17 protein-coding genes are annotated in these 22,907 nt (G+C 34.8%); 11 read left to right on the plus strand and 6 right to left on the minus strand.

Going from position 1 to position 22,907, the window contains the following annotated elements; all coding sequences use genetic code 11:
- From ACJRPK_RS06970 to ACJRPK_RS06985, 4 genes are all read right to left on the minus strand, one after another.
- Positions 1-1,506 carry a lipopolysaccharide biosynthesis protein gene (locus ACJRPK_RS06970; protein ID WP_407139216.1) on the minus strand — a complete coding sequence of 502 codons (1,506 nt, stop codon included), beginning with the start codon at positions 1,504-1,506 and terminating at the stop codon, positions 1-3.
- A gap of 44 nt (positions 1,507-1,550) precedes the next feature.
- On the minus strand, positions 1,551-2,831 hold the full coding sequence (locus ACJRPK_RS06975; protein WP_407139217.1) for a nucleotide sugar dehydrogenase: 1,281 nt from the start codon (positions 2,829-2,831) through the stop codon (positions 1,551-1,553).
- 43 nt (positions 2,832-2,874) lie between these two features.
- On the minus strand, positions 2,875-3,873 hold the full coding sequence (locus ACJRPK_RS06980; RefSeq protein WP_407139218.1) for an SDR family oxidoreductase: 999 nt from the start codon (positions 3,871-3,873) through the stop codon (positions 2,875-2,877).
- Between the two features lie 303 nt (positions 3,874-4,176).
- Positions 4,177-6,201, minus strand: coding sequence for a thiamine pyrophosphate-dependent enzyme (locus tag ACJRPK_RS06985; RefSeq protein ID WP_407139219.1), 2,025 nt, complete (start codon positions 6,199-6,201; stop codon positions 4,177-4,179).
- 294 nt (positions 6,202-6,495) lie between these two features.
- Here ACJRPK_RS06985 and ACJRPK_RS06990 point away from each other — a divergent pair, with 294 nt between their 5' ends.
- From ACJRPK_RS06990 to ACJRPK_RS07020, 7 genes are all read left to right on the plus strand, one after another.
- Complete coding sequence (locus tag ACJRPK_RS06990) at positions 6,496-7,446, plus strand: isopenicillin N synthase family dioxygenase (RefSeq protein WP_407139220.1); 951 nt, start codon at positions 6,496-6,498, stop codon at positions 7,444-7,446.
- A gap of 11 nt (positions 7,447-7,457) precedes the next feature.
- Positions 7,458-7,790 (plus strand): translation initiation factor, encoded by a 333-nt coding sequence (locus ACJRPK_RS06995; protein WP_407139221.1) that lies wholly within the window; start codon positions 7,458-7,460, stop codon positions 7,788-7,790.
- A 48-nt stretch (positions 7,791-7,838) separates the two neighbouring features.
- Positions 7,839-8,777 carry a DUF1835 domain-containing protein gene (locus tag ACJRPK_RS07000; RefSeq protein WP_407139222.1) on the plus strand — a complete coding sequence of 313 codons (939 nt, stop codon included), beginning with the start codon at positions 7,839-7,841 and terminating at the stop codon, positions 8,775-8,777.
- A 1-nt stretch (position 8,778) separates the two neighbouring features.
- Entirely contained in the window at positions 8,779-9,651 is an 873-nt protein-coding gene (locus ACJRPK_RS07005) for a nucleoside phosphorylase (protein ID WP_407139223.1), read from the plus strand.
- 138 nt (positions 9,652-9,789) lie between these two features.
- Entirely contained in the window at positions 9,790-11,838 is a 2,049-nt protein-coding gene (ppk1, locus tag ACJRPK_RS07010) for a polyphosphate kinase 1 (RefSeq protein ID WP_407139224.1), read from the plus strand.
- Positions 11,839-12,136: 298 nt separating this feature from the next.
- Positions 12,137-12,991 (plus strand): substrate-binding domain-containing protein, encoded by an 855-nt coding sequence (locus tag ACJRPK_RS07015; protein WP_407139225.1) that lies wholly within the window; start codon positions 12,137-12,139, stop codon positions 12,989-12,991.
- Positions 12,992-13,322: 331 nt separating this feature from the next.
- A complete protein-coding gene (locus tag ACJRPK_RS07020) occupies positions 13,323-13,493 on the plus strand; it encodes a hypothetical protein (protein WP_170251770.1) in 171 nt (56 codons plus the stop codon).
- On the opposite strand, the gene ACJRPK_RS07025 is transcribed toward ACJRPK_RS07020, so the two are convergent.
- Complete coding sequence (locus ACJRPK_RS07025) at positions 13,494-14,159, minus strand: uracil-DNA glycosylase (protein WP_407139226.1); 666 nt, start codon at positions 14,157-14,159, stop codon at positions 13,494-13,496.
- A 92-nt stretch (positions 14,160-14,251) separates the two neighbouring features.
- Here ACJRPK_RS07025 and ACJRPK_RS07030 point away from each other — a divergent pair, with 92 nt between their 5' ends.
- The 4 genes from ACJRPK_RS07030 to ACJRPK_RS07045 all read left to right on the plus strand — a co-directional run bounded on the left by ACJRPK_RS07030 (position 14,252) and on the right by ACJRPK_RS07045 (position 21,856).
- Complete coding sequence (locus ACJRPK_RS07030; RefSeq protein WP_407139227.1) at positions 14,252-16,423, plus strand: endonuclease MutS2; 2,172 nt, start codon at positions 14,252-14,254, stop codon at positions 16,421-16,423.
- 104 nt (positions 16,424-16,527) lie between these two features.
- The gene (locus tag ACJRPK_RS07035) at positions 16,528-19,026 is read left to right on the plus strand and encodes a PIG-L family deacetylase (protein ID WP_407139228.1); all 2,499 of its coding nucleotides are present in this window, start codon (positions 16,528-16,530) and stop codon (positions 19,024-19,026) included.
- Positions 19,027-19,196: 170 nt separating this feature from the next.
- Positions 19,197-20,885, plus strand: coding sequence for a sodium:solute symporter (locus tag ACJRPK_RS07040; protein ID WP_407139229.1), 1,689 nt, complete (start codon positions 19,197-19,199; stop codon positions 20,883-20,885).
- A complete protein-coding gene (locus ACJRPK_RS07045; protein WP_407139230.1) occupies positions 20,882-21,856 on the plus strand; it encodes a Gfo/Idh/MocA family protein in 975 nt (324 codons plus the stop codon). Before ACJRPK_RS07040 ends, ACJRPK_RS07045 begins: the two co-directional genes overlap by 4 nt.
- A 52-nt stretch (positions 21,857-21,908) precedes the next feature.
- On the opposite strand, the gene ACJRPK_RS07050 is transcribed toward ACJRPK_RS07045, so the two are convergent.
- The gene (locus ACJRPK_RS07050) at positions 21,909-22,748 is read right to left on the minus strand and encodes a DUF2911 domain-containing protein (RefSeq protein ID WP_407139231.1); all 840 of its coding nucleotides are present in this window, start codon (positions 22,746-22,748) and stop codon (positions 21,909-21,911) included.
- Positions 22,749-22,907 lie beyond the last annotated feature (159 nt).

Raw genomic sequence — 22,907 nt, forward strand, 5'->3', positions numbered from 1 at the left:
CTATTTTCTTGTTTTTAATTTTTCAAATGCAGTTTTAAAAATTTGTTTTTCATAAGAAATCATTCCAAATGAATACATTAAAATTGAAAAAGTAAGCGTATACAATAAACATTTTACAAAAAAATTAACCCAGCCATTTCCAGGAATAAAATTAATCCCCAATCCAATTACAACTATAATGACTTGTATAAATAAAGTTTTATAAAACAACTCCTTAAAAAACCGAAAGATATTTAATTTCAAGGTTTTATGATAAAAGTAGTTCATAACATTTTGAGCAATGAGCCAACCGATTACAGTGCCCACGATCATTCCGATGGCCCCATGTTCACGAGCTAGAAAATAACCCAGACCCGTACCTACCGATAAAAATAAAAGATACACAATGGACTTAAACGCCACTTTGTTCTGAGCCTCAATCAATGACCCTGTGAAACCTTGAGTCAAAGGAATAGTATACGCGATCATAATAAAAAGCGCAATTAACCATGAATCGTGATAATTTTCTCCTACCCACAAATACACAAACTGCTTACCATATAAGATGAAAGCTCCAAGAATATAAATGAGAAGAATAAACGACACTCGACCTATCTTAATCATCATATCTGTCAATTCTTTACTGGTTGCATTTGAAGCGGTCATTTGTGTTGCACGAGGTAAGAAAACACTCGAAATTGCTGTAGAAAAGGCACCGTAGTATGTTCCTAACATGATGCCAACACCATAAATAGCCAAAACTTCCGGGATTGCGATGTTACCAAGAATAATATGACCAGCTTTCCACTGAAAAATACTTACTAATGAAAACACAAAAACCCAAATCGAATATCTCAAAATTTGTTTAATAAAACTATAATCGAGAGTATGTAGCTTTATCCTCACTCGTAAGTTATAGAAAACGTACTTACCAGTTAAAAGTATCATGATCAGGTTCATAATTGTATCTATAATTACTATAGAAATAGCCTTGCCTCCTAAAAATAAAATTGCCAAAACCATGACAGACCGTACAATATATCTGATTATATTTAGCATTTTAGGGTACACAAATCGTTCATAACCAGAGCATATACCTGTAAACGATCCTCCTGGTAATCTTATAGCCAAGTTAAAAAGAAGAATTAAAAACATAGTTTTGGCTATATCTATTTCCTCAGTCGACATCTTAGTAAAATACGTATCAATATTAAAATAAAAAACAGTACCAAAAGCTACAATCAGGGCAGATATAAAGACGTAGATTAGCATAACCGTCCCTAGAAAGTTCTCCTCGGCCTTAATATCTTTTTCGGCTTGATATTTAGCTACAAACCGGACAATAGTATTATTAAGTCCGAAATCCAAAACAGAAATAGACCCTACAAGAGCACCAATAGCTAGATATACTCCATACTCTGCATCTCCAAGTTTTTGAATAATAAAAGGAGTTAATAGCAAGCCTACCACATTTGTAATAATAATGGTCACATAGTTTAATACAGCTCCTTTTTTAATCTGACTCAAAGTTTCAGTGTGTTTTAGGTTAAAATTCTAGTAATTATTATCGGTTATAATCTACCGTCTACTTTTTCTTTAATACAACCTTTCACATCATAGATAATACCATTAGTATTTAGGTAAGACTGTAAATCAAGCTTTTTATATTCATCATGAGCTACTGTAAGCGCAACAGCATCAAACTTTTCATTTGGCAGATTCTGAGTAGTTTCTAACCCGTACTCGTGCATCACTTCGCTTGGATTCGCCCAAGGATCAAAAATAGTTACCTCTGTACCAAAACTTTTTAATTGTCTAATAACATCTACTGCTTTCGTATTACGAACATCCGGACAGTTCTCCTTAAAGGTTATTCCCAGTACCAGCACCTTACTTCCTTTGATTTTATGATCCTTTCGAACCATTAGCTTTATTATTTCCGAGGCTACGTATTGCCCCATACTGTCATTTAATCTTCTACCGGCCAGTATTATCTCTGGATGATACCCAAATTCTTGTGCACGTTGTGCTAAATAATACGGATCTACTCCAATACAGTGTCCGCCTACAAGCCCTGGTTTAAAGGGTAGAAAGTTCCACTTTGTTCCCGCTGCTTCCAACACATCATTAGTGTTAATATCCATCAAATTGAATATTTTGGCCAGTTCATTTACAAAGGCAATATTTATATCACGCTGAGAATTTTCGATCACCTTTGCGGCTTCAGCTACTTTAATTGTAGGGGCTAAATGGGTCCCAGCTGTAATGACCGAATTGTACAAGGCATCTACTTTTTTACCTATTTCAGGTGTCGAACCTGCAGTTACTTTCAGAATTTTTTCAACTGTATGTAGCTTATCTCCCGGATTTATTCTTTCTGGAGAATATCCTGCATAAAAATCCTCATTAAAGAGCAATCCGCTGTGTTTCTCTAATACAGGAATACATTCTTCTTCGGTTACGCCTGGATATACCGTAGATTCATATATGACGATATCTCCCTTTTTCAAAACCTTCGCTACCGTCTCACTCGACTTATAAAGTGGAGTTAGATCCGGACGGTTATTTTTATCTACAGGAGTAGGCACCGTTACAATATAATAGTTACAATCTTCTATATCTTTAAGATCTGAAGAACAGATCAATCCGACAGCATTATCTGCTGAATTTTTAAGAACAGCTTTTAAAACATTATCTTCTACTTCGAGTGTACTATCTGTTCCTCTGTTTAATTCATCGATTCTTCCTTGGTTGATATCAAATCCTACTACAGAATATTTGGTTGCAAAAAGACGTGCTAAAGGTAATCCTACATAGCCTAAGCCAATGATAGCTATTTTTATGTTTTCCATGAATATTTATTAAAATTGGTGGTTGTGGTTATTCGTGATGCAATTACCTGAGATTCTCCCAATACCAGGAAACAGCTTCTTTAAGCCCTGTTTTTATATCGAACTTAGGGTCATAATCTAATAGTCGTTTAGCCTTATCGACAGACGCTAATGAATGTGGTACATCTCCTTTTCTTTCAGGACCATTCACCACCTCAATAGAAGCGATTTCCGGATCAAATTCAGCGAGATATTCTTTTAGTAAACTAACTAATTCATTGAGAGATGTTCGCTCTCCATAGGCAGTATTATAAACATTATTGAGTGCCTCTTTATTCTCCGTAGTTATAGCAAGTAGATTCATCTGTATCACATTATCTATGTATGTAAAATCTCGTGAAAAAGAACCATCTCCGTTAATAGTCGGTGCCTCGTGATTCATAAACTGCATTACGAACTTCGGTATCACCGCGGCGTACGCCCCTTGCGGATCTTGCTTGCGGCCAAAAACATTAAAATACCTAAGCCCTACGGTATCCAAGCCATATGTTTTTTTAAAGTTATCTGCATAGAGCTCATTTACATATTTTGTTATCGCATAAGGTGACAAAGGTTTCCCTATAACATCTTCTACTTTTGGCATATTTTTAGAATCACCATATGTTGAAGAACTAGCTGCGTATATGAAGCGTTTTACTCCGGCATTATTTGCTGCTACCAACATATTTAAAAAACCACTAACATTCACATCATTACTGGTAATTGGATCATTAATTGATCTCGGAACAGAACCTAAAGCCGCTTCATGGAGCACATAATCAACATTGATACATGCTTTTTTACAATCCTCGATATCTCTAATATCTCCTTCTATAAAACTGAAGTTTTCATCATTTTCTAAATGAGCTATATTTTTTTTATGACCTGTTGCAAAATTATCCAAACCTACAACTGAGCTTCCTAACCCTAACAAATGTTCGCATAAATTAGACCCTATAAAACCCGCTGCACCTGTCACAAGTATTTTTGATGCACGTAATACTTCTAGTTGTTTAGTATTCATTTTAAAAATTTAGTTCCCAATAACGCATGTAGATTTACAAACGCTTGGTGCGAAATTAACATATCACAATAGATTAGACAACTGAGTCAATCAAGTCCCAAAATTACTTAAAACTTTCGCATTAGTATCTCAGCACCATTTTATACCCCTTCATCGAGCAGTATTGTATAAATAATTAAAAATCAGTTAATTATTGATCGATCAAATTTGTAGTATTTAAACAACTTTTAGCTTTAATTAACAAGAAAATAACACAACCTTCTTTAGATAACTTTAACGATTCTAATTATATCAAGATATTTATCAAAATTGTACTAGTTCAATCAAAGCATTTTCAAATCTTGATTTTGCCAGATAATTTTCTTCTAATCCGGCATCAAAAGGAATTGGTGTATCCAGACTCCCAATGCGCTTAACGGGAGCATCCAAAGACTCAAAGCAGTTTTCCATAATCATTGCAGCAATTTCTGATGCAATGCCTCCAAACAAACTATCTTCTTGTAAAATGATTACTTTGCCTGTTTTATTTACCGATTTGTAAATGGTTTGAGTATCCAAAGGCTGTAGCGTTCTTAAATCAATAATATCAGCAGCTATTTCTTCATATCCATTTAATACTTCGATAGCCCAATGTACTCCGGCTCCATAACTAATTACGGTTATCTGAGTCCCCTCTTTAAGTAGGGCTGCTTCTCCGATCGGTAATTCATAATATGCCTCCGGTATCTCTTGTTTTATGGTACGATACAATCCCTTATGCTCAAAAAATAATACGGGATTTGGATCCGATATAGCTCGATTTAATAAGCCCTTGGCATCAAACGGGAAAGCTGGATATATTACCTTTAGTCCTGGTGTTTTGGTAAACCAGGCTTCATTTGTCTGACTGTGAAAAGGTCCGGCCCCTACGCCACCACCACAAGGCAATCGTATTACAACATCTGCAGTCTGACCCCAACGATAATGTGATTTAGCGAGTAAATTGACGATTGGATTAAAACCTGATGTCACGAAGTCCGCAAACTGCATTTCTACCACAGCCTTTCCTTTATTAAGTCCATAACCATATCCTGCCGCAATAATAGCCGATTCGCAAATCGGCGTATTACGTACTCTATCGTTTCCAAAGCGAGCGACAAAATTGTCTGTGATCTTAAATACGCCCCCATAAGCTGCTATATCCTGACCCATTATAATAAGTTCAGGGTATTTTTCCATCGATTGATACAATCCTTCAGATATCGCATCAATAAATCGTTTTTCTTTTATAGCTGTATCGGGTGGGTCAATTATCGATGAAAAATCTTTAAAAACATCCTTTAATTCTGCTTCATCCGTCGATGTAATAGCCGATTCATCGTTTGCAACCTTCCAATCTGCATCAATTTTGGACTGTATCTGGTTGCTGTAATCACTTTTCATTTCTTCATTTAAAACACCTTCTTTTTGAAGGAAATGCTCAAAATTCAACAGAGGATCCTTCGCTTTCCAAAATGACAACTCTTCTTCAGGAACATACTTAGTTCCACTCGCTTCCTCATGTCCGCGTACCCTAAATGTTTTAAATTCCAGCAATACAGGTCTGGGATTTTTACGGAGGTCAATTGCCAATTCCTTAACTTTCTTATAAACTTCCAGAATATTGTTTCCGTCAATAATATGAGACTCCATCCCATAACCAACTCCGCGGTCTGCCAGATCCTTGCAGTTATATTGTTCTGATAGCGGAGTCGATAAGCCATAACCGTTATTTTCAATACAGAACAACACAGGAAGTTGCCATACAGAAGCTATATTTAAAGCTTCGTGAAAATCTCCTTCACTGCTCCCACCGTCCCCCGTAAAAACAGCTGTTACACGTTCAATATTATTGATTTTATCACTTAAAGCGATACCGCAGGCGACTCCGAGTTGAGGTCCTAAGTGAGAAATCATTCCTATTATTTTATAATTCTGAGTGCCAAAATGAAAGGATCGATCTCTTCCCTTTGTAAATCCACTTGCTTTACCTTGCCACTGACTAAAAAGTCGGTGTAATGGAATATCTCTGGATGTAAACACACCCAAATTACGATGCATAGGGAGGATGTACTCTTCAGCGTCCATAGCTAATGTGATACCTACAGAAACGGCTTCTTGTCCTATACCACTAAACCACTTAGAAACTTTACCCTGACGTAGCAAAATGAGCATTTTTTCTTCAATACTTCTGGAAAGCAGCATTTTCTCATATAAACTCAGCAATAGATCATTTGTAAATATAGAAGTATCCAATTCATATGGTATCAACGGGTACGATGTTTTGACTTGATTATTTTGTAGCTTCATAAAGTATGATTGACGGTTGCAGTGTTTACACAATAAGATAGTTAATGCATAAAAAAATAAATTAAAAACTATTAATTGTTTATACCTACTAATATATACAAATTCGTTAGTATTAACTACATGTTAAATACCATCGTTAGACAATCTTAATTAAGTAAATTTATAATCCTAACAAATCTATACTGTGAACACCCGTACATAATACTATACTAAACTAGTCCATAATTTTATGTGAACATGGTGTGGTTTTATCAAAATACAGTTATTTTCGTTTCAAATTATAATTATAATAGCATGAATAATATACCAAGTGTAGATCTTGCGGACTTCCTATCAGAAGATAAAAGCCGTAAAGAGAAGTTTGTCAATGAAATAGGTAAGGCATACGAGGAAATTGGTTTTGTTGCTTTAAAAAATCATTTTTTAAGCGATGCTCTGGTCGACGAATTGTATAAAGAAGTTACCTCCTTTTTTGCACTTCCTGTAGAAACAAAAAAGAAATATGAGATTGAAGGCCTTGGTGGTCAACGTGGTTATATCTCCTTTGGAAAAGAGCATGCTAAAGGAAAAAAAGAAGGGGATTTAAAAGAGTTTTGGCATTTTGGTCAAGAACCCACAGAAGATGCTAACCTAATTGAAAAGTATCCTGAAAATGTTAAGGTTGAAGAATTGATGGACTTTAATCATACCGGTATGGAAGCATATCGTATGCTAGAAAAAACAGGAATTTACGTTTTGAGAGCCTTAGCTATTTATATTGGTTTAGATGAGTTTTACTTTGACCACTGGGCTAGTAACGGTAACAGTATACTGCGTCCTATCCATTATCCTCCAATTACCGAAGAACCTAAAGGTGCTGTGAGAGCAGGAGCCCACGGGGATATAAATTTAATAACATTACTAATGGGAGCCTCCACAGGTGGATTGCAGGTACAACGCAAAGATGGTGAGTGGATTGATGCTATCCCAGAAGAAGATGAATTAGTAATTAATGTAGGGGATATGTTAGAACGACTGACTAATAATAAACTGCGATCTACGATTCATAGAGTTGTGAACCCTCCTAAAGAAGAATGGTCCAATCCAAGATATTCTATTCCGTTTTTTATGCATCCTCGCAGTGAGATGAAATTAAATTGTTTGGAAGAATGTATTTCAGAAGATAACCCCAAACAATACGAAAATATTACTGCAGGTGAATTTTTGCACCAACGTCTTGTCGAAATCGGACTTATCAAAAAATAATTTGTGCGCATATGGATTTAAAGGATCAATTAAAAAATCTTTTTCCGGATCATGAAGTGTCTGAAGATGAAGAAAAGACAATGGCTAAAGAAAATAAACTTTGGTTACAAGACGATCCTATTCTTTGTAAGTATGAAAAACGTAAAGGTAAACCTATTACTATATTAGAAGGGTATACCGGAGCAGACAGTGATTTTAAGAAGCTTGCCAAAGAACTTAAAACTACTTTGGGTGTTGGAGGAAGTTTTAAAAATGACCAAATCATCATCCAAGGTGATTATCGTAGTCAGATTATGGAAATTTTGAAAGAAAAAGGATTCAATGTAAAACGCGTTGGTGGATAACTATAATAACGAAGGTGTTGCATATAACAGTTTAAGAAAGTAAATACTTTGACAAAGGACATATTACATATTACCAATGGTGATAGCTTAACAGATCGTCTCCATCAACTTGCATTAATTGATGGAGATTGTTTTGTTTGGAGAGAAATGCTATGTGAAGGTCCTACCCTTATTCGTACTGAATCGTTAGAGTCACTTCAAAATAGAAAAGAATTTTTAGAAAAATATTATAGAATAACGCCAAATGATTATGAGCAAAAATTTGTTTCGCAACTGTCAAAATTGGACGATCGTAAACGCTATAAGGAGGTAATTTTATGGTTCGAATATGATTTATTTTGTCATATGAATATGGTAGCAGCCATAAGTCTTTTATTGCGTAAAGGATTTGAAAAAGTACCAATATTTCTAGTCTGCAGTGGTCGTATAGAGGGTGAATCTAAATGTTTTGGGCTTAATGAATTGAACGATTCACAGCTAATCACCCACTTTAAAAATAAAAAGCAACTTACGGTTGATGATTTACAATTAGCCTCACACATCTGGACCTTATACTGTGAGGAAAACCCGAATAAGATTGCAGGACAAATTAAAGCTTCGTCTTCTTTTGAGTATTTATCAATATGTCTAAGAGCACATTTGGAACGTTTTCCGAATGCCAAATCCGGGTTAAATACCCTAGAAACTAATATTCTGAAAATGATTGACACCTATCAAATCAGAAACATGAAACAACTTATGGGATATGCTTTAGAGTATCAGGGGTTTTATGGATATGGTGATATGCAAATGAAAAGAATTATTGCTAAACTTTTTCAATTTCTAGATCAAACCGGAGACCAATTAATCTTATCTGAAAGAGGAAAATTAGCCCTACAAGAAAAAAAGAATTTTTACAATACCACAGCTGCCGATTGGTACTACGGTGGCGTTAACAAATATCATTATTTATATAATACTGATACACGTAATTTGATGAAATTATAATATGAAAATAGCAGAATCAGAATTAATACTCAACTCCGATGGGAGTATATATCATCTCAATTTATTACCTGAACAACTAGCATCGACGATTATTACTGTTGGTGATCCGGATCGTGTAGAAGAGGTTACTAAATACTTTGACACTATTGATTATGTAGTACGAAAAAGAGAATTTCATACGCAAACCGGTTCATACAAAGGCAAAAAAATATCTGTTATCTCTACCGGAATAGGGACTGACAATATTGATATAGTTTTAAACGAACTAGACGCCTTGGTAAATTTGGACTTAAAAACCAGGACTAAAAAAGATACTTTTAAACCCTTAACTATCATAAGAATAGGAACATCCGGAGCTATTCAATCAAATATTGCAGTTGATAGTTTTATTGCATCCGGTTACGGAATTGGTTTTGATAGTTTGCTCCATTTTTATGATAGTAAACACGTGCAAAATCAATCGCTTTCTCAAGCATTACAAACTCATTTGGATTGGGCTCAAGATAAATCTTCACCCTATGCAGTAGAAGCCGACCAGGAGCTATTGTCTCATTTTATCGATGACACCATACAACAAGGTGTTACTATAACCAATGTTGGATTTTATGGTCCGCAAGGCAGAGTCTTACGCTTACCTCTGCAGGATGCATCACTAAATGATAAAATAACTAGTTTTACTGATAATAATTTAAAAATTACCAATCTAGAAATGGAGACTGCCGGTATTTATGGATTATCAAAATTGTTAGGTCACAAAGCAATATCACTTAATGCGATTGTTGCTAATAGAGCAACCGGAGATTTTAGCAAGGATTCGACAAAAACTATCGATCGTTTAATTCGCTATGCTTTAGACAAAATTGCACTACTCTAATTAGAATTTAACGTAACCTTATAAGGAAAACATTTCTGAACTTGTAATTTGCAAGTTAGTATTTTGACGTTTCTATTGAGGCATTAAGTGCGATACATTATTGATGATTTACAGGCTGTTGCAATTTGAATTAAATATATGATAGACAAATATCCTTACAAACACAGAGATCTTAATTGGTTAAGTTTTAATGAGCGTGTATTACAGGAGGCCGAAGATGAGAAAAATCCGTTATATGAACGTTTAAAGTTTTTGGCAATATTTTCCTCCAATTTAGATGAATATTTTAGAGTAAGGGTATCACGATTACGTCAAATTAAAAAAATTGATAAGAAAATTCGAAAAAGGCTCGCATTAAAACCAAATAAACAAGTTAAAGAAATACTTAACAGAGTCAAGGAACAGCAAGAACGTTTTGGCCATATTTTTTATCGGGAGCTTATTCCTGAACTAGCAACGAATAAGATTTATTTAGTTTCGGAAAAAAAATTCGATTTTAATCAGTCAGCGTATGCAACCGAATTTTTTATAAGAAAGGTATTACCACATATTGAAGCAAAAACTTTTTTACCCTCTCAGGAAGAATCAGTTTTTTTGGATAACAACTCCCTTTACTTTGTAGTGACCTTCAAGGAATCTAAAAATCTGGGAATAGTAAATTTGCCCACCGAAGAGATAGGACGATTTGTTTGTTTTCCATCAGAAAATGAAAAAATTTATATCACTTTTATAGATGATATTATAAAAGCGAATATCAGTCAACTTTTTGATGAAGAGGAAATTAGCGATTGCTACGAGATCAAATTATCAAGAGATGCCGAATTATATATAGAAGATGAGTTTGAAGGGGTTCTTGCCGAGAAAATAAAAAAATCTTTGAACCGACGCAAAGATGGCCAAGCTACGAGATTACTTTACGACACAAAAATGCCTAAAGCTGTTAAGAAAGACTTAAGATATGCTTTGGGATTGGGCAAGGTGGATATGATGCCAGGAGGTAAGTATCATAATTTTAGTGATTTCTTTACTTTTCCTAATCCAAAAAATAATCCTACTTTATCCCATCCGGAATTAAAGACAATAAAACATAGCGCGTTTGAATCAGGGAAAAATTACTTCGATATCATTCGTAAAGAAGATCAAATGGTTCATTTCCCATACATGTCATTCGATTATGTTCAAAATTTCATTAACCAGGCGGCTAGTGATCCATATGTAATTCAAATTCAAATTTCATTATATCGGGTTGCCGATGAGTCTGCACTAACAACAGCACTTCTTAATGCTCTAGACAATGGAAAAAAACTTACCGTTTTTGTGGAAGCTAAAGCAAGATTTGATGAAGAAAATAATCTCAAATGGGGTAAGAAATTTGAAGAAAAGGGAGCAAATGTATTTTATAGTTATCCAAAGATAAAAGTACATTCAAAAATTTTACTCGTTAAAAGAAAAGAGAACGATAAGACTGTAAAATATGGGTATATAGGAACTGGAAATTTTAATGCAAAAACGTCCAAAATATACTGTGATCACGGGCTATTTACCGCAAATTCAAAAATAACAAAAGATCTATCCCAAGTATTCAAAATACTTTCGGGTAAAATGATCTTTCCTAAACCAAAACAACTTTTAATTTCTCCTTTCAACACAAGATCAACGTTTGAAAATCTCATTGATTTAGAAATTGAGAATGCAAAAAATGGAAAGCCCTCGGGCATAAAAGCAAAACTAAATAGTTTAGAAGATCAAAAAATAATCAACAAGCTCTACGATGCTAGTCAGTCGGGGGTTCAAATAGACTTATTAGTCAGAGGGTTTTCGTGTTTAGTACCGGGTCTCGATGGTATTAGCGAGAATATTACCATCACTAGTATATTGGATCGTTTTCTAGAACATGGTAGGATTTATGAATTTAAGTCTGCTGGAGACCCCATTCTATACATGGGTAGTGCCGACTGGATGACTAGAAATTTGGATAATCGTATTGAAGTTTTAACTCCTATACTGAGTTCTAAATTAAAGAATGAATTACAAACTATCTTAAACATTCAGCTTAATGATAACGTGAAAGCCAGGTATCAAGATGCAGAGGAGACTAATGAGTACATGATTCGAAATGAAGGAGAAAAAGCTATTAGATCTCAATATGAAATTATAAAATATCTATCCGAAATACATGCGGATTAAGATCGTATTCTAACCAAACAAAACTTGCAAACTAACCAGTAAGTTAGTAATTAAAAGCATTGCTACTATAATGATTACACCAATCTCAATTGAAATATTCTTTAATTTAAATTCTTTGAAAATAATGGATGTATTCTTAATGTAATTTTTGATCATACTATTGGTTTTAAAAGATAAGAGGACACAACCTCTTGAATAAGAATAATACTCCAAATATAATTTAAAATTATTAATTTAATCGATTTTAAGCATTTAAAATCGATTAAATACAAAAATATAGCTAATTAAGTACACTATCATGAAGCAAATTACCGTAGGCGGCGTACCAGAACATTTTAATTTACCATGGCATCTTATGATTGAAGAGGGTCATTTTACCGAGCAAGGTATCGACCTGAATTGGAAAGATTTTCCAGGCGGTACAGGTGCTATGTGCCAGGCACTACGGGAGAAAAAGATTGATATGGCGATCATCTTAACCGAAGGTATAATCAAAGATCGCATAGAGGGTAACCCTTCCAAAATTGTACAAACCTACATTGAATCTCCATTAATTTGGGGAATCCATGTCGATGCTAATGCTCCGTATACCAATATTGCAGATTTAGAAAATAAAACTGCAGCCATAAGTCGGTATGGATCCGGTTCTCATTTGATGGCATATGTGAATGCCGAAAATAATAATTGGAAAACAGATAATTTAAAATTTGAAGTAGTCAAAAATTTAGATGGTGCCGTAAATTCCTTAGCAAACAAAACTTCGGATTATTTTATGTGGGAACATTTTACTACAAAACCCTTAGTTGATGATGGTACTTTTCGTCATATAGGGGACTGCCCTACTCCTTGGCCTTGTTTTGTTATTGCTGTACGGGAAGAAGTTCTTATAAGCAACGCACAAGAGGTAAAAACAATTTTAAGAGTTATTAATGACGAAACACAAAATTTCAAAAACCGTAAGGACATTGATAAACTCTTAGCAGCACGCTACAATCAAAAATTATCCGATATACAAAAATGGTTGGACTTAACTACGTGGAGTCAATCCACACTTTCTCCACATATATTGGAAAACGTACAAAAAAAATTATTACAACTAGATATCATAAAGAATACGTTACCTGCATCTGATATAGTACATATTGTCAAATAGATAGTATTTCAATTCTAAAAACAAAACACACAAGAAGTTGTAATTCAGTAGATTAAATTGACATCTTTTTATTTATTTGTCATATCGTAAGGTTCATTTGTTAGAGATAATAATTGTTGGTTTATTATAATGGTATAGTTTTAGATATCTAACAAGTTCAACTGAACCTTAGACGAACTTAAAATACTACGCTATTAAAATTAATTGTTGTAATTCTTTAATAAATGAATTTTAATATTAAATTTGCACACCATTACCCCAAAAATATTTTACTAACGTACACGCAACCATATTGTAGTTTAAGTATCTAATTAATAATAAACAAAATATTATGGCAACGTTTTTATGCATTCTTGGTGGTCTTTTATTGATCAATTTTATCTTATTGAAGTTTAGTATTCAATCTGTAGAAGGAGACAATAAAAAACCTCAGAAAAAAATGCGCACCACAAAAGTAGCTCCTACAGTAGCAAAAGATATAGAAATCGCTAAAGCAGCTTAACTACCACTCGATAGGCGTTTTACCTATAGTTTCGAGATATTCGTTTACCTGACTGAAATGCTTATTACCAAACCAATATCCGCGATTCGCACTTAATGGTGAGGGATGTCCGCTTTTTAAAACCTTATGCTTGGACACATCTATTTTTTTTCCCTTCTTGTGAGCATAGCCTCCCCAAAGAAGAAACACTACGTTTTCTTTTTTTTTGGATACTTCTCCAATAACAGCATCTGTAAATTGTTCCCAACCTTTTTTCTGGTGAGAACCCGCTTCATGCGCGCGAACTGTAAGGGTTGCATTTAATAAAAGAACTCCCTGCTTAGCCCAACGTTCCAAATTACCTGTCTCCGGTGGTTTAATTTGAAGATCCTCCTCTATTTCTTTAAAAATGTTTATCAAAGAAGGCGGTTTTGCGATGTGATCGTGTACAGAAAAGCAAAGTCCATTAGCCTGATCAACCCCATGATATGGATCCTGGCCAATAATAACTACTTTCACATCATCAAATGGACAATATTCAAAAGCAGAAAAAACATCGCTCCCTTTTGGGTAACAGGTATAATTTGAATATTCAGTTTTAACAAAATCACTCAAAATTCCAAAGTAGGGTTTTGAAAACTCTTTTTGCAAAATTTGCTTCCAACTCTTTTCAATTTTTACGTCCATATATCAGCTGTATAATAATGGGATTTGTTTATTTTTGTATCTGTTAATTTCCAAGCCTGAAGATAATTTAAAAAAAGGGGCGCTACAACTATATGATTCGCATTTCTGATAAAACATTACAAGATCTTGAATTTGACACGATTTTGGAGCATATTACCCAATTATGTACCACAGATCAAGGTAAACTCAAGGCTCAACATATTAAACCTTTTAAAACTTCTTTAGAACGTAGAGCTGCTTTATATCAAGTAAATGAATATAAAAGTTCCTACCTTCAAGAGAGTCGTATCCCTAATCACGGATTTGACACCATCGATGGGGAATTAAAACTTTTAAAAATCGAAAACGCTTTTCTTGAAGCTTTCAATCTTAAGAAATTAGTTGGATTAAGTGATACAGCTAACGTATTACTAGCCTTTTTTAAAAAACGTCAAGAACTGTATCCTACACTCTTTGACCGCTCTTCACTTGTAGCTTTTACCGATATCATTCACAAATTAATAACATCGGTGTTGGATAAGTTTGGCGAAATAAAAGATGATGCATCCCCGGTTTTAGCAAATTTAAGAAAGGACATCAACGCTGTTCAAGGCAAATTAAATGGAAGTTTTGGAAGAGATTTAGGGAGATATAATAATCTGGGGTACCTTGATGAAATCAAGGAAAGCGTAGTTGACAACCGGAGAGTACTTGCTGTAAAAGCCATGTACCGACGTAAGGTCAAGGGCGCTATCATGGGAAACTCTAAAACAGGGAGTATCGTATACATCGAACCTGAAGCCACGCTACAATATAGCAGAGAACTTGCTAACCTCGAATATGAAGAGCGCGAAGAAGTCGTTAAGATTTTAAAAGCGCTTACCGATCAACTAAGACCACATAGTGAATTGTTAATTGATTATCAGGAATATTTAAGTGACATCGACATCGTTGCAGCAAAGACTAAATTTGCCAAAAAACTGGATGCGATATTACCACAGATTTCCAAAACCAGAGAACTTCAATTAAAAGATGCATATCATCCTTTATTATACCTTAATAATAAAGCCAAAGGTGAAAAAACTTTTCCGCAAAGTATAACCTTGGATGAAAACAACCGTATCATAGTAATTTCTGGTCCCAATGCGGGTGGTAAAAGTATCACGCTTAAAACTATAGGACTATTACAGCTCATGTTACAAAGTGGTATGCTCATCCCTGTACATGAGTACAGCCGAGTATGTCTTTTTGATACGATTCTTACTGATATCGGTGATAACCAATCCATTGAGAACCATTTGAGCACCTATAGCTACCGTCTTAAAAATATGAAGTATTTTTTAAGAAAATGTGGTGATAAAACCCTATTTCTAATTGACGAATTTGGTACAGGTAGTGATCCTGAACTTGGAGGCGCACTGGCAGAAGCATTTCTAGAAGTTTTCTATGAACGTGAATCCTTCGGGATTATAACCACCCACTATGCTAATCTAAAAATGTTAGCTAATGAACTGCCTTATATGTCAAATGCCAATATGCTATTTGATGCAAAAACATTGGAACCAAGATTCAAATTACATTTAGGTGAAGCAGGGAGTTCTTTTACTTTTGAAGTAGCACAAAAAAACGGAATACCTTACAGTCTCATCAATAAGGCTAAGAAAAAAGTTGAACGTGGTAAAATTCGTTTTGACAAAAGTATTGCCGATCTGCAAAAAGAACGATCTAAGCTAGAAAAAACTACCTCTTCTCTCAAAAGCAAAGAACTAAAAGCTTTGGAAGAAAAGGAAAAACTGGATAAAACAAACCAGCGTATTCAACAAAAGCTCGAAAGCTATCAGGAACTTTATGATAGTAATCAACGAATGATCTATCTAGGGCAGAAAATCAATGACTTGAGTGAAAAATATTTTAACAACAAAAAGAAACGTGATTTAATCAACGAATTCATGAAGCTTGTTGAAGTAGAAAATTCAAAGCGAAAAAGACAATCTTTAAAGCAGAAGAATGCGGAAAAAGCAGCTGCAAAAAAGATTGAAAAAGAAGTCGAAAAGAAGGTAGAGGTTATTCGTGTAAAGAAGAAAGAAGAAAAGAAAAAAGAGCAGAAAGAAGAGATAAAGAAACCAAAAGTTACGCTTAAGGTTGGAGACCGAGTTCGTATGATCGATGGAAAATCTGTGGGGTCTATCGACACTATAGAAAAGAACAAGGCCATAGTAAATTACGGTATCTTCACAACCAATGTTACGTTGGATCAGCTGGAATTTGTGGAGCGTAAAAAGTGACATCACAATGGCGTTACCAATTTCTTAATTGTTAAAGAATCCTTAAAGCATTAAGGCTCCTTCAATATCTTTATATATTTGAAGACATCCTAAACACTACTACTATGCGATTTTATCTTACGATTTGTATCCTCTTATCACTTGGAATTACAGATAGTAACGCTCAGCAACCCAAAAAGTTAAATTCCGTTGAAATTTATAATGCACTTGAAAAGCTAAATTTTCTAGGTTCTGTTTTATATGTCGCAGCGCATCCGGATGATGAAAATACGCGTCTAATTTCGTATTTGGCAAACCAACAAAACGCTCGAACGGCCTATTTATCTCTAACTCGTGGAGATGGTGGACAGAATTTAATTGGTCCTGAGATACGGGAACTTTTAGGAGTAATAAGAACACAAGAATTACTCGCAGCAAGACGGATTGATGGCGGTGAGCAACTCTTCACCAGAGCCAATGATTTTGGGTATTCTAAGCATCCTGATGAAACATTAGAAATTTGGAATAAGGAAGACGTACTTAGCGATGTTGTATGGGCTATTAGAAAATTTAAGCCCGATGTAATAATTAACAGATTTGATCATAGAAGCCCTGGTTCAACACATGGTCATCATACATCCTCTGCAATGCTTAGCGTAGAAGCATATGAGTTAGCAGCTGATTCTAAATCGTTTTCTGATCAATTAAAATATACAAAGACCTGGCAACCTGCAAGACAGTTCTTTAATACCTCATGGTGGTTTTATGGCAGTCGGGAAAAATTTGATAAAGCTGATAAAAAAGGACTTATGAGTTTGGATACGGGGACCTACTACCCCGAAACTGGTCTTTCTAATACAGAAATTGCCGCTTTGAGTAGAAGTCAACATAAATCTCAAGGTTTTGGCAGTACAGGAACCCGGGGTGAAACTTTAGAATATATAGAACTAATTAACGGTACTATGCCAACCAAAAAAGAATCTATTTTTGAAGGTATTGATACCACATGGAATCGCATTAAAGGTGGTAAACCACTCTACCAACTTTTAACGACTGTTCAGCAGGAATTTGATTTTAATCATCCTGAAAAATCAGTTCCTAAATTACTTGAGGCATATGACTTAATTAAAAATTTGGAAGATGAGCATTGGCGAACTATCAAACTGGATGAAATTACAGAAATTATAGTGGCTGCCAGTGGACTTTATCTCGAAGCAGTTGCTGAAAATCATTTTATTACTCCTGGGTCTTCCTTAAAAATTGAGATTGAAGCTATTAATAGAAGCAAACAACCTATTTATCTGGAAGAAGTAACGCTAGCCCCTACAACTCAAAAAATTACTGCTGGTATAAATTTAGAAAATAATAAACCGAATACATTTACAGAGGAGATAACCCTCCCCAAAAACAGCTTAAGTACTAATCCTTATTGGCTTAACAAACAGGGAACCTTGGGTATGTATAATGTTGAAGACCGACAGTTAATAGGCCAACCGGAAACTTTAAAAAATCTACGAGCTAACTTTTCTGTCAAAATTGGAGAGCACAGCTTAGTAATTGCTAGAGAGATTGTATTTAAAAAAAATGATCCTGTACAAGGCGAAGTATATCAACCCTTAGAGGTAGTACCAAAGGTTGCAGTTTCATTAAATGAAAAAGTTGTCATTTACAACAACAATAATTCACAAGAGATCCGGGTAAACCTTCTTCCACAACAAGACAATCTATCGGGAACTCTTCAGCTTGAGACTCCGCCGGATTGGACCGTGAAACCCAATAATTATTCTTTTAACAATACTCAAAAAGGACAAGTACAAGAATTTTCTTTTAAGTTGTCACCACCCGCTAATCAAAGTGAGGGTTTTATTCAACCGGTAGCAACGGTAAATGAAAAAAAATATGACAAGGAGCTTATATCCATAACATACGATCATATACCTAATCAAACTGTAATACTGCCGGCAAAAACCAAGGTTGTTCGTTTAGATATACAGAGAAAAGGTCAGCATATCGGATATATTGAAGGTGCTGGTGATGTGGTTCCTCAAAGCTTAGCCCAAGTAGGATATACGGTAACTACTATCGCACCCAATGACATTTCCGCGAATAATTTATCAAAATTTGACGCCATCGTCATGGGAATTCGCGCTTATAATATCGTCGAAGAATTAAAATTCAAACAAGATGTCTTGCTCGATTATGTGAAGAACGGAGGGAATCTAATCGTCCAGTATAACACTAATAGAGGATTGAAAGTCAATGGAAATCTGGGGCCCTACCCTATCAATGTTTCCCGTGATCGTGTAACCGATGAGAATGCAAAAGTTACCTTTATCGATCCGAAACATCCCGTACTTAATTACCCCAATAAAATAACACCCGATGATTTTGAAGGTTGGGTTCAAGAAAGAGGCCTATATTTTCCAAATGAGTGGTCCAAAGAATATAGTCCCATTTTAGCAATTAATGATAAAGGAGAATCTTCCAAAAAGGGAAGTTTATTGGTTACCCCCTATGGAAAAGGTAATTACATCTATACGGGCTTAAGCTTTTTTAGAGAATTTCCTGCAGGCGTTTCCGGAGCGTACAGATTATTTGCAAACTTAATATCATTGGGGAAATAAATAGAATACTTAAAAACTATCCTGCTATGGAAAAGAAATTTGTTTGGAAAAAAGAATATACACTGGTCCTCGTCCTAAATACTATCTATATTTTGGCATTTTACTTAATTTCTTCACATTATGGAGCGTAAGTTCTTCATGTCAAAAGACTATCAATTTTAATTTATGCTATGCAACTAATAGATTGGGTAATCCTTCTGGGAACTTTGGCTTTTATCGTACTTTATGGAGTATGGAAAACTAAAGGAAGTACAACCGTAAAACAATATTTAAAGGGTGATAATACTTCCCGATGGTGGACGATAGGATTATCAGTTATGGCTACTCAGGCAAGTGCTATTACATTTTTATCTACTCCGGGTCAGGCTTTTGACAGCGGCATGGGGTTTGTTCAATTTTATTTTGGATTACCTATTGCAATGATCATCATTTGTATGATATTTATTCCACTATATCATAAGATGAATGTATATACCGCTTATGAGTTTTTAGAAGGTAGGTTTGACCAAAAGACCAGAACCTTAACGGCTGTTTTATTTTTGGTGCAACGAGGGCTGGCGGCAGGAATTACAATTTTTGCTCCCGCGATCATATTATCAGCTATTTTAGGATGGAATTTGACTTTGTTAACTGTTATAATAGGTATTCTTGTTATTATCTATACAGTCTCCGGGGGAACCAAAGCGGTAAGTGTTACTCAAAAACAACAAATGGGTATTATATTTTTAGGTATGTTTATAGCCTTTTATATTATTCTATCTTACCTGCCTGAAGGTATATCATTTACAGATGCGCTTGATATTGCAGGAGCTAGTGGAAAAATGGAAATTCTGGATTTTTCCTTTGATTTTGAAAATCGCTATACTTTTTGGAGTGGTATAATTGGAGGAACCTTTTTAGCGCTCTCATACTTTGGAACCGATCAGAGTCAGGTACAACGATACTTAACCGGAAAATCAATTAGAGAAAGTCAGCTAGGCTTAATTTTCAACGGAATTTTGAAGGTGCCCATGCAATTCTTTATTCTTCTGGTAGGTGTGATGGTTTTTGTTTTCTACCAATTCAATACCTCTCCGCTTAACTTTAATCCTGCTGCACAAGCTGCTGTAACCAACTCCTCTTATTCGGAAGAATACCAGGAACTAGAACGAGATCAGGCTGAAATTCATCTACAAAAAAAAGTCCTTATTACTGAGTATGTGGGTAGTGGTCAACAACAAGCGCTAAAAAACGATCTTAAACTTTTAAATATTCAAGAACAACAAAATAGAGAAAAGGCTAAAGTGTTAATAAACCAAGCCGATCCAATAATCGAAACCAATGATAAGGATTATGTTTTTATTCACTTTATCTTAAATAATCTACCTCGCGGAATTATAGGGCTGTTATTAGCAGTAATTCTCTCTGCTGCAATGTCCTCGACAGCTTCAGAACTCAATGCTCTCGCCTCTACAACGGTAATTGACTTATACAAGCGAAATGTCAGTGGCGAAAAGAGTGAAACTCATTATGTGAGAGCTTCTAAATTATTTACATTGCTCTGGGGAGTTATTGCAATATCTGTAGCTTGTGTGGCAGATTTATTTGATAATTTAATTCAACTAGTAAATATTATCGGTTCGATATTTTATGGTAATGTTCTTGGTATCTTTCTTTTGGCATTCTTTTTAAAATACGTAAAGTCCAATGCAACTTTTATCGCTGCGATAATCACCCAGATACTTATAATTATCGTTTGGCTATTTGATGTAATGCCTTTTTTATGGCTTAACGTTTTAGGTTGTTTATTACTTATGTCCATCGCATTGATTATCCAATCCATAACTAAACGACCAAATAAAATAAAAATAGTCTCATGAAAAATAATAAGATACGGTGGGGAATTTTAGGATGTGGAAGAATAGCCCACAAATTTGCAAGTGATCTGAGAACTGTAGATAGCGCGGTTTTGCAAGCTGTAGCGAGCAAAGATGAAAATAGGTCTAATAGTTTTGGCGAGACTCATAATGCGACAACATGTTATGATAATTATCAAGCACTTGTGTCAAATCCGGAAATCGACGTGATTTATATTGCTACGCCTCATACTTTTCATTTTAAACATACCTTATTATGTCTAAAACATAAAAAGGCAGTCCTATGTGAAAAACCAATGGGTATTTCTATTGCACAGGTTCAACAAATGATACACCTTGCTGAGCAAAATGAAGTGTTTCTGATGGAGGCGTTATGGACGGCTTTTTTACCACATTATCAATTTGTAAAAGAACTAATTGTATCCAAAAAATACGGAGAGATTCTTGAATTTACAGCAGATTTTGGGATAAACGTGGCTTTTGATACAGAAAACAGACTTTATAACAAGGAACTGGGAGGAGGATCTTTATTAGATATTGGTATTTATCCCATATTTTTAGCACTGGACTTATTAGGTGTTCCCAAAGAAATTAGTGCTAAAGCTACTATTGGAAAAACAGTGATTGACGAGGATTGTGAAGTCGAATTAAAGCATAATAATAGGGTTACTTCGAAATTATTCTCTTCTATTAAAAAGAAAACTGCAACCGAGGCAATCATTAAATTAGAGCGTGCAGAAATAGTGATAAACGGACGCTTTCATGAACCTTCAAGTGTTACTGTAACCGAAGGAAATAAGTACGAAACATTTAATTTTCCTGTAGAAACTTTTGGGTATAATTTTGAAATTGAGCACGTAAACAAAATGTTGCAACAAGAAAACAAAGAAAGTGATATTATGCCTTTGAGTAAAAGTTTGGAGTTAATAACTACGTTGGATACAATCCGGAAAAGAATTAATCTCGAATATTGATATAAAAAATGCGGCTGTTAGGCCGCATTTTTTTCTTATAGTTACCAAAATCTTAGCTTCCCCATTCTTTCAGAGAATCTTTATTCATTTTTACATAGTCAGCATTTCCTGCTTTTTCTGCTAATTCCAAAGATTTTTTAGCTGCCTCAATTGCTTTTTCCTTATTACCCGTTTCAGCATAAATTAACGACTGTTGTCTGTGATACCAAAATGCCGGTTCTTTGCGCATAGTTACAGCCTTATCGATATATTCTTTAGCCATATCCATCTTTCCGGTTTCTTTATAAAATACTGCCGCCTGGTAGTAATCATTAGCCGTTGGACCAGCAAGTGTTTTTTGAATACTTTCCTCAGCTATTGTTTTAGAAGGCACTTCGATATCTAACATAGCTTCAGTAGATTCCCAAATAAAATTTAATTTAGCACTGTCCATTTTAAAATCGCTGAACATAATTGTAAATGTTTCCACCTTCATCGGTAAAGTCCCTACTTTAGCTGTAGTTTTTAAAGCTACTTTAGCATCATCCCATTTTTGCGGAGTTCCCCAGTTATTAGCATCGCTATAAAAAATTACTTCCCAATTCTCTTTAGATGGTTTTGTAAAAATAGCATAGGTTCCTTTTTTTAGGTCTGATCCATTGATTTTAACATCGTCGCTAAAAGTAATTTTCGTGTTTTCATTAGCACCTGTTCTCCATAATTTTCCAAATGGAACCAGAGATCCAAAAACAGTTCGCTCGCGCATACTGGGTCTGGAATATGATACGGTTACATCTGTCAAACCAACTACTTGCTCAATTTTTGAGGTTGGACTTGGTTGCGGAGTTTTTACCTGAGCAAAAACACCTGTACTAAGAAGTGCTGCTGTTAAAAGTAAGACGATCTTTTTCATTGTGTTTAGATTTTGTTAATTATTTATGGTCTAACGAAAATACTCATCAATCTCCCGAAAAAGGTTAACAAAAACTTAAAATAAAAATCCTGGTTTTTCAGATGCTTTACGAGTGCTGAAAAACACATAAAAACGCAGAGTTTAATAGAACTTTTACTT

It is taken from the genome of Aquimarina sp. 2-A2 (assembly GCF_045505135.1).
Taxonomy (GTDB): Bacteria; Bacteroidota; Bacteroidia; order Flavobacteriales; family Flavobacteriaceae; genus Aquimarina; species Aquimarina intermedia.

Bases quoted from the DNA above. Each gene is read 5' to 3' on its own strand.
- ACJRPK_RS07005 (WP_407139223.1), top strand. From the start codon at position 8,779: ATGAAAATAGCAGAATCAGAATTAATACTCAACTCCGATGGGAGTATA.
- ACJRPK_RS07030 (WP_407139227.1), top strand. From the start codon at position 14,252: ATGATTCGCATTTCTGATAAAACATTACAAGATCTTGAATTTGACACG.
- ACJRPK_RS07020 (WP_170251770.1), top strand. From the start codon at position 13,323: ATGGCAACGTTTTTATGCATTCTTGGTGGTCTTTTATTGATCAATTTT.
- ACJRPK_RS07015 (WP_407139225.1), top strand. From the start codon at position 12,137: ATGAAGCAAATTACCGTAGGCGGCGTACCAGAACATTTTAATTTACCA.
- ACJRPK_RS06995 (WP_407139221.1), top strand. From the start codon at position 7,458: ATGGATTTAAAGGATCAATTAAAAAATCTTTTTCCGGATCATGAAGTG.
- ACJRPK_RS07045 (WP_407139230.1), top strand. From the start codon at position 20,882: ATGAAAAATAATAAGATACGGTGGGGAATTTTAGGATGTGGAAGAATA.
- ACJRPK_RS07040 (WP_407139229.1), top strand. From the start codon at position 19,197: ATGCAACTAATAGATTGGGTAATCCTTCTGGGAACTTTGGCTTTTATC.
- ACJRPK_RS07025 (WP_407139226.1), bottom strand. From the start codon at position 14,159: ATGGACGTAAAAATTGAAAAGAGTTGGAAGCAAATTTTGCAAAAAGAG.
- ACJRPK_RS07035 (WP_407139228.1), top strand. From the start codon at position 16,528: ATGCGATTTTATCTTACGATTTGTATCCTCTTATCACTTGGAATTACA.
- ACJRPK_RS06975 (WP_407139217.1), bottom strand. From the start codon at position 2,831: ATGGAAAACATAAAAATAGCTATCATTGGCTTAGGCTATGTAGGATTA.
- ACJRPK_RS06985 (WP_407139219.1), bottom strand. From the start codon at position 6,201: ATGAAGCTACAAAATAATCAAGTCAAAACATCGTACCCGTTGATACCA.
- ACJRPK_RS07050 (WP_407139231.1), bottom strand. From the start codon at position 22,748: ATGAAAAAGATCGTCTTACTTTTAACAGCAGCACTTCTTAGTACAGGT.
- ACJRPK_RS06990 (WP_407139220.1), top strand. From the start codon at position 6,496: ATGAATAATATACCAAGTGTAGATCTTGCGGACTTCCTATCAGAAGAT.
- ppk1 (WP_407139224.1), top strand. From the start codon at position 9,790: ATGATAGACAAATATCCTTACAAACACAGAGATCTTAATTGGTTAAGT.
- ACJRPK_RS06980 (WP_407139218.1), bottom strand. From the start codon at position 3,873: ATGAATACTAAACAACTAGAAGTATTACGTGCATCAAAAATACTTGTG.